Genomic DNA, 15,008 nt, shown 5'->3' on the forward strand with positions numbered 1-15,008 from the left:
GAGCGGTCAGGCGAGCTTCAGCGCCGCGACGATCATGTCGATCAGCTTGATGCCGACGAAGGGCGCGATCAGCCCGCCGATGCCGTAGATGGTGAGGTTGCGCGAGAGCAGCTTGGCGGCCCCGATCGCCCGGTAGCGCACGCCGCGCAGCGCCAGCGGGATCAGCGCGACGATGACCAGCGCGTTGAAGATCACAGCCGAGAGGATGGCGCTTTGCGGGCTCGACAGGCCCATGATGTTCATCGCGCCGAGCGAGGGCAGGGCGACGACGAACATCGCCGGGATGATGGCGAAGTACTTCGCCACGTCGTTGGCGATGGAGAAGGTCGTCAACGCCCCGCGCGTGATCAGCAACTGCTTGCCGACCTCGACGATCTCCAGGACCTTGGTCGGGTCCGAGTCGAGATCGACCATGTTGCCGGCCTCGCGGGCGGCCTGCGCGCCGGTCTGCATGGCGACGCCGACATCGGCCTGCGCCAGGGCAGGGGCGTCATTGGCGCCGTCACCGCACATCGCGACCAGCCGGCCCTTGGCCTGCTCGGTGCGGATGATACGCAGCTTGTCCTCGGGCGTCGCCTCGGCGAGGAAGTCGTCGACGCCGGCTTCCGAGGCGATGGCGGCCGCTGTCACCGGGTTGTCGCCGGTGATCATGACGGTGCGAACGCCCATGCGGCGCAGATCGGCGAAGCGGTCCTTCACGCCGGGCTTCACCACATCCTTGAGATGGATGACGCCGACCAGCGCACCGTTCTCGCTGACGGCGAGCGGCGTGCCGCCGGACCGCGCGATGCGGTCGACCGCCTGGCGCAATTCGGCAGGAACCTGGCTCTCGGAGAGGTCGAGCGAGCGGATGACCGCATCGACCGCGCCCTTGCGCCAGGACTTGCCGTCGGCGTCGAGGCCGGACTGGCGCGTCGTCGCGCTGAACGGGATCGAGGTCGCCCCCGCCGGAGCTTGCGCGGTCACGCCCTGATTGCGGGCGAGCTCGACGATCGAGCGGCCTTCGGGCGTCTCGTCGGCAAGCGAGGCGATCAGCGCCGCGCGCAGCGCCGCATCGGGCCGCACGCCGGGAGCCGGCACGACCTCGACCGCCATGCGGTTGCCGAAGGTGATCGTGCCAGTCTTGTCGAGCAGCAGCGTGTCGACGTCGCCGGCCGCCTCGACCGCGCGGCCGGAGGTTGCAAGCACATTGACCTTCAGCAACCGGTCCATGCCGGCGATGCCGACCGCGCTGAGCAGCCCACCGATCGTGGTCGGGATCAGTGTCACGAAGAGCGCGCCGAGCACCATGGGGTCAAGCGTGACGCCCGAGAACGCCCCAAGCCCGGTCAGCGTCACGACGGCGATCAGGAAGACCAGTGTCAGTCCCGCCAGCAGCACGGCGAGTGCCAATTCGTTGGGCGTCTTGCGACGGTCGGCGCCTTCCACCATCGCGATCATGCGATCGAGAAAGGACGAGCCCTGCTGCGAGGTGACCTTCACCTTGAGCCAGTCGGAGACGACCGTGGTGCCGCCGGTGACGGCCGAGCGGTCGCCGCCGCTCTCGCGGATGACGGGAGCGGATTCGCCGGTGATCGCGGCCTCGTTGACCGAGGCGACACCCTCGATGATCTCGCCATCGGCAGGCATCACGTCGCCGGCCTCGACCAGCACGATGTCGCCCGGCACGAGTTCATGAGCCGGCGTCGGGACTATCGCATTGCGGGCGGCGTCGACGATCAGCTTGGCCTTGGTGGTGACGCGGGTGGCGCGCAGGCTGTCGGCTGCCGCCTTGCCGCGCCCTTCGGCGATGGCCTCGGCGAAATTGGCGAAGAGCACGGTCAGCCAGAGCCAGACCGCGATCTGGATCGGGAAGCTGGCCGGCAGGCCGCCGGCGATGGCGACGCCGGCCGAGACGGTCGCGAGCGCCGCGACCACCTCGGTCGCGAGGATGACCGGGTTGCCGGTCAGCGCGCGAGGATTGAGCTTGACGAAGGCGCTCTTCAGCGCGGTCGTCACGACGCTCTGGTCGATCGCGCCGGATTTGACGAAAGACATGGACATGATTGGATTTCCTTTGTCGGCTTAGCGTGAAGCCGCAGCTGCAAGCAGCTGGAAATGCTCGACGATCGGGCCCAGAGCGAGCGCGGGGAAGAATTGCAGGCCGCCCAGGATCAAGACGATGCCGATCAGCAGACCGACAAAGAGCGGGCTGTCGCTCGGCAAGGTGCCGGCGGTAGGCTGGAGCTTCGGCTTGGCCGCGAGCGCGCCGGCGATGGCGAGCACCGGCACGATATAGGCGAAGCGACCGAGCAGCATGCCGATGGCCAGCGTCGTGTTCCACCAGGGGGTGTTGGCGGAGAGCCCGGCAAAGGCCGAGCCGTTGTTACCCGCCGCCGACGAATAGGCGTAGAGTATCTCCGAGAGGCCATGCGGTCCCTTGTTCAGCAAGCCTTCGAGCGCGACCGGCAACACCGCGGCGATAGCGGAGAAGCCGAGAATGGCGAGCGGCAGGATCAGCACCGCCAGCATGGCGAACTTGATCTCGCGCGCCTCGACCTTCTTGCCGAGATATTCAGGCGTACGCCCGACCATCAACCCCGCGACGAAGACCGCGAGCAGCGCCATCACCACCATGCCGTAAAGGCCGGAACCGACGCCGCCCGGCAGGACCTCGCCGAGCTGGATCATGAACATCGCAACGCCGCCGCCGAGCGGCATGAAGCTGCCATGCATGGCGTTGACCGAGCCGTTGGAAGCGCCGGTGGTCTGCGCCGCCCAGACCGATGAGGCGGCCGGCCCGAAGCGGACCTCCTTGCCTTCCATGTTGGACGGGGCGTCGGTGATGCCGGCTGCGATCAGCGCCGGCTGCGGCGTCAGCGTCTCCGAAGCATAGATCGCGGCTGCGGCGACGCCGACGAGGATGACCATCACGGCGATCAGCGCCTTGGCCTCCTTGCGCGCTCCGGCGATGCGCCCGAAAGCGATCACGGTGCCGAAGGCGAGCGCGTTGATCGAGGTGGCTTCGATCAGGTTGGTGAACGGCGTCGGGTTCTCGAACGGGTGCGCCGAGTTGACGTTGAAGATGCCGCCGCCATTGGTGCCCCACTGCTTGATCGCCTCCTGCGAGGCGGTCGGGAACAGCGAGATCACCTGCTTGGCGCCTTCGATGGTCGAGGCTTCGACATTGGCGAGCAGGGTCTGCGGCACGCCGGCCGCGACCAGCACCAGCGCGGTCACGATCGAGAGCGGAAGCAGCACATAGAGCGTGGTGCGCGTCAGATCGACCCAGAAATTGCCGAGGTTCTCGCCGCGATCGGTGGCAAAGGCGCGTGCGACCGCGGCAGCGATCGCCAGACCGGTGCCGGCCGAGACGAAGTTATGCACCGTCAAGCCCGCCATCTGGCTGAGATTGCTCATCGTCGCCTCGCCGGCATAGGACTGCCAGTTCGTGTTGGTGACGAAGCTGACCGCCGTGTTGAAGGCGAGATGCGGCGACAGGCCGTCAAACCCTTGCGGGTTGAGCGGCAGCAGGTTCTGGAAGCGCAGCTGCAGATAGAGCAGCACGAAGCCGGCCGCGCTGAATGCGAGCACCGCCCCGGCATAGCTCAACCAGTTCTGCCCCTTGTTGCGGTCGATGCCGAAGGCGGCATAGGCGAGCGCCTCGACCGGCCGAAGCACCGGATCGAGCCAGGTTCGTTCGCCCGCCCAAACGCGCGCCATGAAGATTCCGAGCGGCCAACCCATGGCCACCGTCAACGCGATCGTGAAAACGATCTCGGCCCAGCCCCGCCAATCCATTGCGAGGTCTCCTTATGATTTTGAGGTCAGAAGCGGTCGGGGCGCAAAAGCGCGGCGACCATGTAGACCGCGAGCCCGAGGGCCGCGGCCGCGTAAAGCCAGGTGAGCGCCATGATCGTCAGACCTTGCGCAGCAGCGTTGCGTAGTAACCGAAGAGCACGAAGGCCCCGGTTCCACACACGAGATAGAGGATGTCGGCCATGAGCCTTACTCCGGTCAGGTTAGACGGGAGAGATGGTGCCCGGAGGGCTCAAGGGTCGAGCCGGAAGGGCAGGGCAGCGCATAAAGGCGGCATAAAGATTGAAACGAGTCGCACCATAACGCAGCGCGTATCCGATGTAACCTAACGGCATCTGCTCGCGATACGAGCGAGGCGATGCGGATGAGAGCGTGTTCAGACCGGTGCGAATGAAGACCTGTTGAAGCGCCTCATCCCGAGAATGTGAGCAGAGGGGCGGCGATATGCGGCCGTCAGCTTCTCGGGATTTCCATATTCGCAGGTTAGAACAGTTCGCAGACTGCCATGATTCACTGCGCCCATATCTCACCGGCGCGGTCCCAGCCCAGCCTCGAAGGAAGCCTGATGAAAGCGATCGCCTGCGCCCTCCTGATCTCCGCCACAGCCATCCTGCCGGCCCTTGCCCAGGACATCACCGCCGGCGAGCGCTCATGGAACAAATGCCGCGCCTGCCATCAGACCGGCGAAGGTGCCAGGAACCTGATCGGCCCCGAGCTCAACGGCCTGTTCGGGCGACATTCGGGCTCGGTCGAGGGCTATAGCTACTCTGCGGCCAACAAGAATTCCGGCATCACCTGGGACGAGGCGACCTTCGCCGAATACATCAAGGACCCCAAGGCAAAGGTCCCCGGCACCAAGATGATCTTCGCCGGCATCAAGAGCGAGCAGGAGATCAAGGACCTCACCGCTTTCCTCAAGCAGTTCGGCCCGGACGGGAAGAAGCTTTAGCAAGAAGCTTTAGACTGCGCTGAGGTTTAGCCAAAGCGCTCCGCCTCAAATCACTCCGCGGCAGTCGTGCGCCCTGTGGCCATTGAAGGCGTGGCTCGCAGGGTCGCGGCCCAGAAGGCGATCGTCAGCGCGCTGATGCCGGCACCGAGCAGGCAGACGCCGTTCCAGCCTGCGTAAGCAGCCCTCCGAAGTTCGCGGGAATGCTTCATGGCAGCGTCCGCGAGTGATGGAATCATTGTCAGGAGATCGTCGCGCGATGCTCCCGGAATGCTGCCGCCAGCGTACGCAGCGCCTCACGGGACTTGGCGTCGGTGAGCGTTGAATGCAGCACGATTTCGGACGATGGCAGGTCCGGCAATCCGAAGCGCTGGCTGACCTCCACCGTGCCGGGAGGCGCGAGCCGACAGGAGAAGGCCCCGATGGCGAGGCCCGCCGAGACGGCAGCCGTTACCACCGACGATCCGCCGCCGAGGAAAACTTCCGTCCAGGGAATGCCGGTCGCATCGAGCGCCTGGGTCGCGATATCCCGCACGCCGCAGGAGGGAGCGAGCGCGGCAAGACGCACCGGCTCGCCCTGCCTGTGCTCGAATTGCGGCGCTGCGAACCAGCCGAAATGCTCCGGCCCCAGAATCTCACCGTCGCGGCGATCGTCCTCTCTACGGATGATCGCCGCGTCGAGCTCGCCGCGATCGAAGGCGTCGAGCAAGCCGCGGGAATTGTCGAGGCGCACTTCGATCGTCAGGCCGGGATCATGGGCGTTGAGCCGCGCCAGCAGGGTCGTCAGTTCCGGCCCCGCGACATGCGCGGCTATGCCGAGCGCAAAGCGGCGGCGGCAGGCGGACAGCCCGGCGACAGCGCGCTCATGTGCGGCCAGAAAACCGCGTGCGGCGTCGAGGAACACCGCGCCCTGGGCCGATAATCGCACCGAGCGCGGCGTCCGCTCGATAAGCCGTTGGCCGATCCGGTCTTCCAGCCGCTTCAGCTTCACGCTGATCGCTCCCTGAGTGGTGCCGAGCGCGTCGGCTGCACGGGTGAAGCTCTGGAAATCGGCGATGGCGACGAAGGCCTGGACCGACTCCACATCCAGCGTGATCATCGCAATCATCCAATATTGTTGTCTCTGAAATATAAATACATCCAGTTCTGATGTGATCAAGCTCCCGCTATCGTGCCGCGCCACGGCAACATGCGGACCGCGCCACCCAGCTCCTCCCGTCTGGTCGGATTTCGCCGTTGCCGTCCCAACGTCGAAAGGCCGATCGAAGCATGACCCTTGCCGTTCCCCTGTCCCCTTCACGCCAGAGCAGCGTCGCTCTCGCCGCCGTCTGCTTGTCGTCCCTGATGTTCGGCCTGGAGATCTCCAGCGTGCCGGCGATCCTGCCGACGCTGGAACAGGTGCTGCATGCGGATTTCAAGCAGCTCCAGTGGATCATGAACGCCTATACGATCGCCGTGACCACGGTGCTCATGGCGACGGGCACGCTGGCCGACCGCTACGGCCGCAAGCGCGTCTTCCTGATCGGGATCGTCGCGTTCGGCATCGCCTCGCTCATCTGCGGGCTGACGCAGAGCGCGACCGTTCTGATCGTCGCCCGCTTCCTTCAAGGTATGAGCGGCGGAGTGATGCTGATCTGTCAGGTTGCGGTTCTCTCCCATCAGTTCAGGGAGGGACGCGAGCGCGGCATGGCGTTCGGCTGGTGGGGCGTCATCTTCGGCATCGGGCTCGGCTTCGGTCCGATCGTCGGCGGGGTGATCGTCGCCTTGTCGAGTTGGGAATGGGTCTTCCTCGTCCATGTCGCGCTTAGCGTCGTGACCTTTCTCCTCGCCCTCAACGGCGCGCAGGAATCGCGCGATCCCGGCGCGACGCATCTCGACCTCGCCGGCATTCTCACCCTGTCCCTGTCGGTTTTCTGCCTCGCCTTCTTCATCACGCAGGGTCCGGATCTCGGCTTTTCAAGCGCCGCAGCGTTGGCGATCCTCGGCGTCGCCGTCGCGAGCTTCATCGTCTTCCTCGTCGCCGAGAAGCTCAGCCCGAGGCCGATGTTCGATTTTTCCGTGTTCCGCATTCACGCCTTTTCGGGCGCTGTCATCGGCTCGGCGGCGATGAACATCAGCTTCTGGCAATTCATGATTTACTTGCCGATCTGGTTCCAGGCGGGGCTCGGCTACGACAGTATGGCGGCAGGCTTAGCGCTGCTCGCATACACATTGCCGACGCTGGCGGTGCCGCCTTTGGCGGAGCGCCTGTCGCTGCGCTATCGGCCTGGCCTGGTGATCCCGGCCGGCCTGTTCATCATCGGCCTTGGCTTTATCCTGATGAAGCTTGGAAGCGCGGCTGCGCATGCGAGCTGGCTGACGATGCTGCCCGGCTGCCTGCTGGCCGGAATCGGCCTCGGCTTCACCAACACGCCCGTCACCAATACGACCACCGGCTCGGTGCCCAATGAACGCGCGGGCATGGCGTCGGGCATCGACATGAGCGCGAGGATGATTTCGCTCGCGGTCAATATCGCGCTGATGGGGTTCGTTCTGGTCGAGGGCGTCAGAGCATCGCTGGCGGCAGCGCTACCGAGCGATGCCGATGTGCTGCAATTGCGATCGCTGGCGGAGCGGATCGCATCGGGAACCGCTCTCCTACCGACAGAAGATGTCTCCGCCGCCGTTGTCCACGAGGCGCTCACCGAGGGCTTCGGCTGGGTCATGCTCTATGGCGGCATCGGCGTCTGGCTGCTTGCGGCGCTCAGCTTCGTCGTCTTCGGGCGCGGAGAAACCGCCTGTTCGTCGCACGAATGACGTCCGTCATGTCGCATGCGCGGTCAGATTACTGAACGGCGCATCATACATCGCGGCAGTCGGAGCTGAATTGGCGGGCAGCGAACGACGAAACCGAGAACTATGTCGACTCCATCGCCCTCTTGAACCCGCCCTTTTAAAGAATTGAGGCTTGCGCTCCCCGGAGCGGCCTAATCTATGTCAGCCATTCGCGCCCGTTCTCAGCAAGGACCGTTGGAACGCTGGCCGATACCGGCCACCCGGCGCGGTGCTTCAGCTCAAGACGCCAGGATTTTGTGCGCGAGACGGCCCAGGTGCCGCACGCCGTCTGCGATATGATCGTTCCAGCCGTGACCGGCACTCAGGCGCAGGCAATTGCGGAAGCGTCGGCTGGCGGAGAAGACGTCGCCCGGTGCGAAGCAGATGCCTTGTTCGATCGCCTGGTCAAAAAGCGCGCGTGAATCGAAAGGCTTGGGGAGTTCGAGCCAGAGAACGAACCCGCCGGTCGGCCGGCTCATCTTCGTCTCGGGCGGGAAACTGACCTCGATTGCGCGCGCCATATGCGCGAGATTCTCTTGAAAGAGCCGACGGACGTTCCGCAAATGGGCGTCATAAGCGCCGCTGGCCAGGAATTCTCCGAGTGCGATTTGGGGAAGGACGGCCCCGCAGAGACTGAAGGCGAGCTTGCGTTCAATCACCCGCCGCGTGCGGGCGCCGGCGGCGATCCAGCCGACACGGTAGCCGGGCGCCAGACTCTTCGAGAACGAACTGCAATAGATCGTGTTGGCGCCGCCATCGAGCGCGATGAACGGCTTTGGCCGCTCCCGGCCGAAGTGGAGGTCGCCATAGACATCGTCTTCGATGAGCGGCACATCGTATCGTGCAAGCACGGCAAGCAGCGCCCGCTTGTCGGCCTCGGTCATCATCGAGCCGAGCGGGTTGTTGAAGCACGACGACAGCGCGCAGGCGGCCACCTGTTCCGTTTCGAGCAATTGCGCGAGCGCATCGATGTCGATGCCGCGGATCGGATCGACGGGCAGTTCGAACGCCTTCAGGCCGAGCATTTCGAGAGTGTGCAGCAATCCCATATAGGTGGGCGCCTCCACCGCGATCGTGTCGCCGGGTTTGGTGACGGTCGTCAGGGCAAGCATCAATGCCTCCGTGCAACCGCTCGTGACCACGACATCGTCGGGCGACAGCACATGCCCGATCCGCATCGCGCGTTTGGCGATCTCGCTGCGCAGGATCGCCTCCCCCTGTGGAGGGCCATAGACATTGTATCGGGTGCCGTGCCGGCGCGCCGCACGCGCGAGCGCCAAGTCGAGCCGCTTCGATTCCAGCAGTTCTCCATCGGGCACGGCGCAGCCGAAAGGCATGAACGCGCGATTGGATGAATGTTCGAGCAACGCCGCCACGGCGCCGCTGATCGAGACGGTCGATGCCTTCGCGCTGCGGCGCGAGGTCGATGGAAGTGCGAAGGTGCCCGGCTGCGTCGACGCGACGTAGAATCCCGACTGCGGCCGTGCGACCAGGACGCCGCGATCCTCCAACGACCGATAGGTCTGCAAGGCTGTCGAGATGCTGACGCCATGCTGCTCGCTCAGGGCACGAACGGACGGGACGCGGGCGCCCGGCGCAAGCGCGCCGTTGTCGATCATACTGGTGATGAGGTCGGCCAGTTGCTCGTATCGGTATGAGGGTGAGGCGTCCATGCAAGCTCGCGGGTGAGACCCGGGGACTATAGCCGCGCGCGTTCGGTCCGCCAACAAACTGTTATGGTCGAAAAACAGAATTCTGTGTCTGTTATGGCGTGGTCGAGAGCCTTATCCTGCAGCGGTCAATCTGCGGGAGAGGTCCATGCATGCGCTCCGTAGCGGCTCAGGCGAGCCGCACCGATCCGGTTCAGACGAGCCGACGTCCCCGGAGTGGCGCGGACGTTTCCTCTATAACGAGATCATCACGCTGCTCGACGTCAACCGTCCGCACAACCTCGCGGAAAGCACCTCGCAGGATCTGAGCGTCGGCGAAGTCCTCGACCTCGCTGGGCTCGATCGCATCCGGGATCTGAAGCTCGGCTATGGGAAATCGGCCGGCGCGCCTGATCTGCGTGAAGCCATCGCCGACGCCTGCAAGGTCGCGGTGGAGCAGATCATCACGACGCAAGGCACGGCGCTCGGCATCTTTCTGCTTGCGCTTGAGCTCTGCCGGCCTGGCGATGAAGCAGTCCTCGTGACGCCCTGCTTCCCGCCCAGCCGCGACAGCCTGGTCGGCGCCGGCGCGATCGTCCGCGAAGTCGCATTATCGTTCGAGGACGGCTATCGCCTCGATCTCGACAGGATCGAAGCGAGCCTGTCATCGCAGACGAAGCTGGTCAGCGTCGCGTCGCCGCAGAACCCGAGCGGCGTCCAGACGCCTCTCGCGATCATCGAAAAGCTGCTGGCGCTGATCGAGAGACGATCTCCAGGAGCTCTGCTCTTCATCGACGAGACCTACCGGGAGGCGACCTATGGCGATCTGCCGGCCGCCGACAGCTTCGCAGGGCTCGATCCGCGCATCGTGACCGGCGCATCGATTTCAAAGGCGCTCGGTGCGCCCGGCCTGCGCACGGGCTGGCTTACGGTTGCCGATGCCGAGCTTCGTGCGCGCCTCACCGTTGCCAAGATGAACACCGTGATTTCGGGTTCGGTCCTCGACGAGACGCTGGCGGCGGCGTTGTTGCGCAAGCGGGAACAGGTGCTCGCGCCGAGACGCAAGTTGCTGGCCGGTGCCATTGCGGAGCTGGCAAGCTGGTGCGAGGCGGAGCGCGAACGCATCGAATGGGTGCGGCCCGATGCCGGCGCATTGTGCTGCCTGCGTCTTCGACTCGACGCCTTCGATGACGCCGCAGTTTCGCGCTTTTGGCGGCTGTTGCCTCGCCATGACCTGCAACTCGCCTGCGGAACCTGGTTCGGCGAAAGCGAGCGCGTGTTCCGGCTGGGGTTCGGCTACCTGCCGCCGGAGCGGCTTGGGTCGGCGCTGTCGGCCCTATCCGCAGCGCTCGACGCTGCTGCCGCGTGACGGCTGCCCAACCATTCAAGATCCCATAGCGAGCAAGGCCATGACAGTCAGAATTGCCTATATCGAAGAACCGCCTTTCTACTGGACCGGAGATGATGGCCGCCCGACCGGTGCCGACATCGAATTGGCGGAGGTCGTGCTGCGCGGGATCGGCGTAACCTCGATCGCATATCACCGGACGTCATTCGCCGAGTTCCTGCCGGGTGTGCGGGAAGAGCGCTGGGACATGAACGTGCCGATTTTCGTGACGGCCGAGCGCGCGCAGCAGGTTTCGTTCAGCGCGCCGGTCTGGACGATCGGCGACGGATTCCTTGTCCGGGCGGACAATCCGAAAGTGTTGACGAGTTATGAGGCGGTGGCGGCGCGCGGCGACGTGCGGCTGGGTCTCATCCCGGCGCAGGTACAGGTCGACGCAGCGAAGGCGGCGGGCGTGAGCGACGATCAGATCATGCTGTTCAACGACCAGCCCGAGGCCGTGGCCGCGCTCATGGCGGGCAGGATCGACGCCTTTGCCGCCACGGCGCTTGGCAATCGCGCGACTGCCGCCACCAATCCCGCACTGGACGCCGTGGACGTCGATGCGGGCAAGCCAGGAGCCGAGCTGATTGGCGCCTTCTCGTTCAGCACGAGCAATCCTGATCTGCGGGAAGCGGTGAATGCAGGACTTCGTGGCTATCTCGGTACGCCTGACCATCGCGCCCGCATGGCCAAGTATGGATTCACGCGGACGGAGATCGACGGAGTGGTCGGGCGCGCGCCCGACGCGTAGATGCCAGCATATGGCATCGCACAGGACTCCAGGCTTGCAGGATTCTAGATTCGGATGAGCAGAGCATGACTATCAAGTTGCACAACCCGGCCGGCATTGCTCCACCGTTCTCCTGCTATAGCCATGGCGCCTCGGCGTCGGCGAATGCGCGATGGCTCCATGTTTCGGGTCAGGTTGGCGTGACGCCTGATGGTGTCGTTTCGCCCGACCCGAAAAAGCAAATTGAACTGGCTTGGGACAATCTGCTGGCGGTGCTGGCCGATGCCGGCATGGGCATGGCCGATCTGGTCAAGGTCGACGGCTTCATCACGCAGGCAGAGATGGTGCCCTTGTACCGCCAGGAGCGCGAACGTCGGTTTGCCGGCCATGCGGCCGCGACGACGATGGTCATCGTCGCAGGGCTGGCGGAGCCGAACCTTCTGGTGGAGATTCAGGCGGTCGCCGCGCGCTAGCGTATTTCCGCGTTTCTCCGAATCGCGAAAATGCTCTACCTCCTTGTTTTATCGCATTTTCTTCGCGCGAACCGGCGTCCACTTCGCTCGAAAATGCTCTAGCCAGCCTTCGCTCAGTCCGGACCTGTCGCCTGGGCACTGGCCGTCGCTCGGATGACTTAGGACATTCCGATCGTTCGGCTCGGCCGGCTCGCTGCTGAACGAGGCCGCAATCGATCCTACCATGTGATCAGCGGCGCTTTGCGCAGCCACGTATCTGCGGTGAGTTGCTCTACGACGAACTCCGCGACGTCGGATCGGGCGATGGTCCCGCCATGGACGCCCGACAGATCGGTCAACGCCTTGACGTGACCGCGCGCCGGCTTGTCGTTGAGCACCGTCGGCCGGACGATCGTCCAATCGAGCGTGCTGGCGCGGATCGCATCTTCCTGGCGATCCTTGTCTTCATAGACCTTCCGCAGCATCAGGGGCAGGAGCAGCCGGTCGAAGAAGAAGCCACCATGGCCGCGGCTGTCGCCGGCGCCGAGGCCGGTGATGCACACCAGCCGGCGGATGTTCTGATCCGCCATGACGCCGACCAGCGCGCGTGTCGCCGCCGAGAGCAGGGTCACCTCCCGGAACGGGCTCATGGCCGTGCCCAGCGAACTGACGACGGCATCACAGCCGGCGATGGCGCGGGTCAGCGCGACGGGATCGCGGGCGTCGCCTTCCACGAGTTCGGCAGCGGCAAGATCTGCCTTTGCCTTGGAGCGAACGAGCGCGACGACCTCGTATCCCTTTGCGACGGCCTTGCCGACGATCAGCCGGCCGGTGGCGCCGGTCGCGCCCAATACCAGAACTTTCATGTCAAATCTCCCAAAGCTGTGCTGATGGACCAGGATGCATCGATGAGCCGCTGGCGCAGGACATCACCGATGGCGTTCGCCGACCCACCGCGCTGCGGCTTCCGCCGTATCCTGGGGACGGGTGTTGAATGCGATCGCCGCCTTCGGTGCGCCTTGGTGGATCGCGTTGACAACCCGCTCGAAGAACAGCAGCCCATTGGGCGGGATGCGCAGGCCGCCACCGATCACGACGCAATCGTAGTCCACGCTCGCCAGCTGCGCGGCCAATGTTGCGATGCCACTGTCGTCGGGAGCGATCATGCAGATGTCGGCGTCCCAACCGCGCTCGGTCATGGTCTTCTCAGCGATGTCGATGCCCGCCTGGATTTTTTGAGCATCGAACCCCGGTGGCAGGGAAGGATCGGAAAAGTCGACGGTGTCCGGCTTCTGCCCGACAAACAAGACGCGTGTCATGATCAAGCTCCTTTGAGTGAGTTGGAGGGGACGGCGTCGTCGGCCAGGGCATCGAGCCGTTGGCGGAGAAATTCCCCGATGGCGTTCACGGACTGCTCGGCCGCGCGAAACTGGCCGAGGGAGGACTGGAAGACATGCGCCATGCCCTCCCAGACCGACAGCGTAATCTCCACGCCCGCCGCCTGGGCCCGCTCAGTGTAGCGGATGGAATCGGCGAGGAGCACTTCGTCGTATCCGACATCGATGCGGATCGGCGGCAGGCCGCGGAGTGGCGCATGGAGCGGCGACGCCTTGGGGTTCGCGGCATCCTGGCCCTGAAGATACAGGTCTGCGAAGCTCTGGAGCACGCCGCGCGTGAAGATAGGGTCCGCCTGCGCCCTTGTCTCGAAGCTCTCGCCGGTGAGCGCCAGGTCGGTCCAGGGCGACATCGCCGCCGCGCCGACCGGCTGCACCATGCCCTTGGTCTTGTCAGAGGCGAGGATCGAGAGCAGCGCCAGCGTCAGACCGCCGCCCGCCGAGTCGCCCACGACCACGATCCGCTCAGTCCCGTCCGTGACGAGGCCGTGATAGGCGGCGACCGCATCGTCGATCGCCGCCGGAAAGGGGTGCTCCGGCGCGAGCCGGTAGTCAGGGACGAAAGCATCGGCGCCGGCGCGATGGGCAATCTGGCCGACGAAACCGGTAAACGCCTGTGCCGAGCCGAGCACATAGCCGCCACCGTGAAGATAGAGGACGCGCGCGCCCGGTCTTGCGTTCACTGGGCGAAGCCAGAAGCCCGCAATGCCGCCGACCGTCGCGGCCTCGACCCGGACACCCGGCGCTGCGGGTGTTGAGGCGAACATGGCGTCGAACATCGGCCGCGCCTCGGGTCCGAGCGGCTCACCCTTATGGGCCGAGGCGGCCTGCCGCATCGCGGCCACGGCCGGAGCGTCTTCAGGGGGAGGGGCTGGATCGTCATCATGACAGGTCTCCTTTTTGTTGGGAGTCAGGGCGGGCTCAGCCCTTGGCCCACTGGGTCGCGGCATCCCTGGCAAAAGCGGCATAGGAGCGCGGGGCGCGACCGAGGAGCCTGGTGAGACGCGCGATGTCGTCAGCGGTCGCCGCGGCGCCTTCGGTCTGATAGCGGGCAAACATCAGGCGCAGGTCGAGCGCGTGCCAGGCGGGCAGCATGGTCTTGATGCGCTGCTCCATCACGACGAGATCATCGCCGCCGTAGCGGATCGGGCGGCCAAGGGCTTTGCTCCAGAGGGTGGCGATAGCTTCGCCGGTCAGGCTGTCGGGACCAACCAAGGCGTATGTCTCGCGGCCGAGCGGCGTCGCGGCCTGCTCACGGCGATCAAGCTCGATCGCGGCTGCCTCACCGATGTCGCGGATATCGACCATCGAGATGCCTTTGTCGCCGACCGGTGCGCCATAAACGCCGGTCTTCAGAAGCCCGTCCTTCTGACGAAGATCGTTCTGGATAAAGTAGGCGGGACGCAGAACCGTAGCGGGCAGGTCGAGCGCCTCGATCATGCGCTCGACCGTGTATTTGCCTGCAAAATGCGGCACGTCGGCATAGGTCTCGCCCCCGAACACCGAGAGATAGACAATGCCCTTGACGCCGGCCTCGCGTGCGACCGTCAGGGTCAGCATGGTCTGTGTCAGTTCATCGGCGACGTTCGGAGCGAGCAGGAACAGCGTGCTGACGCCCTGCAGCGCCGCGCGCACCGAATCCGGGTCGGCGAGGTCGCCACGGACCGCCGTCACGCCAGCGGGAAACTGCGCCGTCTCGGGCGAGCGCGTCAGGGCGCGGATATCGGCGTTGCGAGCTTGAAGATGGGCCAGGACCTGTGTCCCGATTGTGCCCGTGCTGCCTGTAACGAGAATGGCCATGTTGAAATCTCCTCATGATGGCGTGAGCCGTATGTCTC

The 15,008-nt window shown here is 65.2% G+C and carries 15 protein-coding genes; 5 read left to right on the forward strand and 10 right to left on the reverse strand.

The features are described 5' to 3' along the window. Positions 1–6: 6 nt before the first annotated feature. Genes kdpB through kdpF form a run of 3 tightly spaced genes read right to left on the reverse strand, consistent with a single transcriptional unit; the run spans position 7 to position 3,893 of the window. Entirely contained in the window at positions 7–2,043 is a 2,037-nt protein-coding gene (gene kdpB / locus RMR04_RS14130; RefSeq protein WP_410492246.1) for a potassium-transporting ATPase subunit KdpB, read from the reverse strand. A 21-nt stretch (positions 2,044–2,064) separates the two neighbouring features. After that, positions 2,065–3,780 carry a potassium-transporting ATPase subunit KdpA gene (gene kdpA, locus RMR04_RS14135; RefSeq protein WP_311915225.1) on the reverse strand — a complete coding sequence of 572 codons (1,716 nt, stop codon included), beginning with the start codon at positions 3,778–3,780 and terminating at the stop codon, positions 2,065–2,067. 26 nt (positions 3,781–3,806) lie between these two features. Further along, on the reverse strand, positions 3,807–3,893 hold the full coding sequence (gene kdpF / locus RMR04_RS32110) for a K(+)-transporting ATPase subunit F (RefSeq protein WP_131856792.1): 87 nt from the start codon (positions 3,891–3,893) through the stop codon (positions 3,807–3,809). 470 nt (positions 3,894–4,363) lie between these two features. Here kdpF and RMR04_RS14140 point away from each other — a divergent pair, with 470 nt between their 5' ends. Further along, positions 4,364–4,747: a c-type cytochrome gene (locus tag RMR04_RS14140; RefSeq protein WP_311915227.1), complete on the forward strand. Its 384-nt coding sequence runs from the start codon at positions 4,364–4,366 to the stop codon at positions 4,745–4,747. Positions 4,748–4,797: 50 nt separating this feature from the next. Here the strand turns inward: RMR04_RS14140 and RMR04_RS14145 are convergent, their stop codons facing one another. Next, positions 4,798–4,956: a hypothetical protein gene (locus RMR04_RS14145; RefSeq protein ID WP_311915228.1), complete on the reverse strand. Its 159-nt coding sequence runs from the start codon at positions 4,954–4,956 to the stop codon at positions 4,798–4,800. Between the two features lie 29 nt (positions 4,957–4,985). Beyond that, complete coding sequence (locus tag RMR04_RS14150) at positions 4,986–5,843, reverse strand: LysR family transcriptional regulator (RefSeq protein WP_311915836.1); 858 nt, start codon at positions 5,841–5,843, stop codon at positions 4,986–4,988. A gap of 170 nt (positions 5,844–6,013) precedes the next feature. Here RMR04_RS14150 and RMR04_RS14155 point away from each other — a divergent pair, with 170 nt between their 5' ends. Beyond that, the gene (locus RMR04_RS14155; RefSeq protein WP_311915229.1) at positions 6,014–7,540 is read left to right on the forward strand and encodes an MFS transporter; all 1,527 of its coding nucleotides are present in this window, start codon (positions 6,014–6,016) and stop codon (positions 7,538–7,540) included. Positions 7,541–7,797: 257 nt separating this feature from the next. Here RMR04_RS14155 and RMR04_RS14160 read toward each other — a convergent pair whose 3' ends face one another. Then, positions 7,798–9,231 (reverse strand): aminotransferase-like domain-containing protein, encoded by a 1,434-nt coding sequence (locus tag RMR04_RS14160; RefSeq protein ID WP_311915230.1) that lies wholly within the window; start codon positions 9,229–9,231, stop codon positions 7,798–7,800. Between the two features lie 145 nt (positions 9,232–9,376). On the opposite strand from RMR04_RS14160, the gene RMR04_RS14165 reads away from it, so the two are divergent. From RMR04_RS14165 to RMR04_RS14175, 3 genes are all read left to right on the forward strand, one after another. Continuing rightward, a complete protein-coding gene (locus RMR04_RS14165; protein ID WP_311915231.1) occupies positions 9,377–10,576 on the forward strand; it encodes a pyridoxal phosphate-dependent aminotransferase in 1,200 nt (399 codons plus the stop codon). 40 nt (positions 10,577–10,616) lie between these two features. Continuing rightward, positions 10,617–11,345, forward strand: coding sequence for a transporter substrate-binding domain-containing protein (locus RMR04_RS14170; RefSeq protein ID WP_311915232.1), 729 nt, complete (start codon positions 10,617–10,619; stop codon positions 11,343–11,345). A gap of 77 nt (positions 11,346–11,422) precedes the next feature. Then, the gene (locus RMR04_RS14175) at positions 11,423–11,797 is read left to right on the forward strand and encodes a RidA family protein (RefSeq protein ID WP_311915233.1); all 375 of its coding nucleotides are present in this window, start codon (positions 11,423–11,425) and stop codon (positions 11,795–11,797) included. 218 nt (positions 11,798–12,015) lie between these two features. On the opposite strand, the gene RMR04_RS14180 is transcribed toward RMR04_RS14175, so the two are convergent. The 4 genes from RMR04_RS14180 to RMR04_RS14195 all read right to left on the reverse strand — a co-directional run bounded on the left by RMR04_RS14180 (position 12,016) and on the right by RMR04_RS14195 (position 14,970). Beyond that, positions 12,016–12,642, reverse strand: coding sequence for an NAD(P)-dependent oxidoreductase (locus tag RMR04_RS14180; RefSeq protein WP_311915234.1), 627 nt, complete (start codon positions 12,640–12,642; stop codon positions 12,016–12,018). A gap of 63 nt (positions 12,643–12,705) precedes the next feature. Beyond that, positions 12,706–13,095 (reverse strand): hypothetical protein, encoded by a 390-nt coding sequence (locus RMR04_RS14185; protein WP_311915235.1) that lies wholly within the window; start codon positions 13,093–13,095, stop codon positions 12,706–12,708. A 2-nt stretch (positions 13,096–13,097) separates the two neighbouring features. Then, entirely contained in the window at positions 13,098–13,949 is an 852-nt protein-coding gene (locus RMR04_RS14190) for an alpha/beta hydrolase (RefSeq protein WP_311915236.1), read from the reverse strand. Positions 13,950–14,091: 142 nt separating this feature from the next. After that, entirely contained in the window at positions 14,092–14,970 is an 879-nt protein-coding gene (locus tag RMR04_RS14195) for an NmrA/HSCARG family protein (protein ID WP_311915237.1), read from the reverse strand. Positions 14,971–15,008: the final 38 nt, after the last annotated feature.

The organism is Bosea sp. 685 (assembly GCF_031884435.1).
In the GTDB taxonomy this organism is placed as follows: Bacteria; Pseudomonadota; Alphaproteobacteria; order Rhizobiales; family Beijerinckiaceae; genus Allobosea.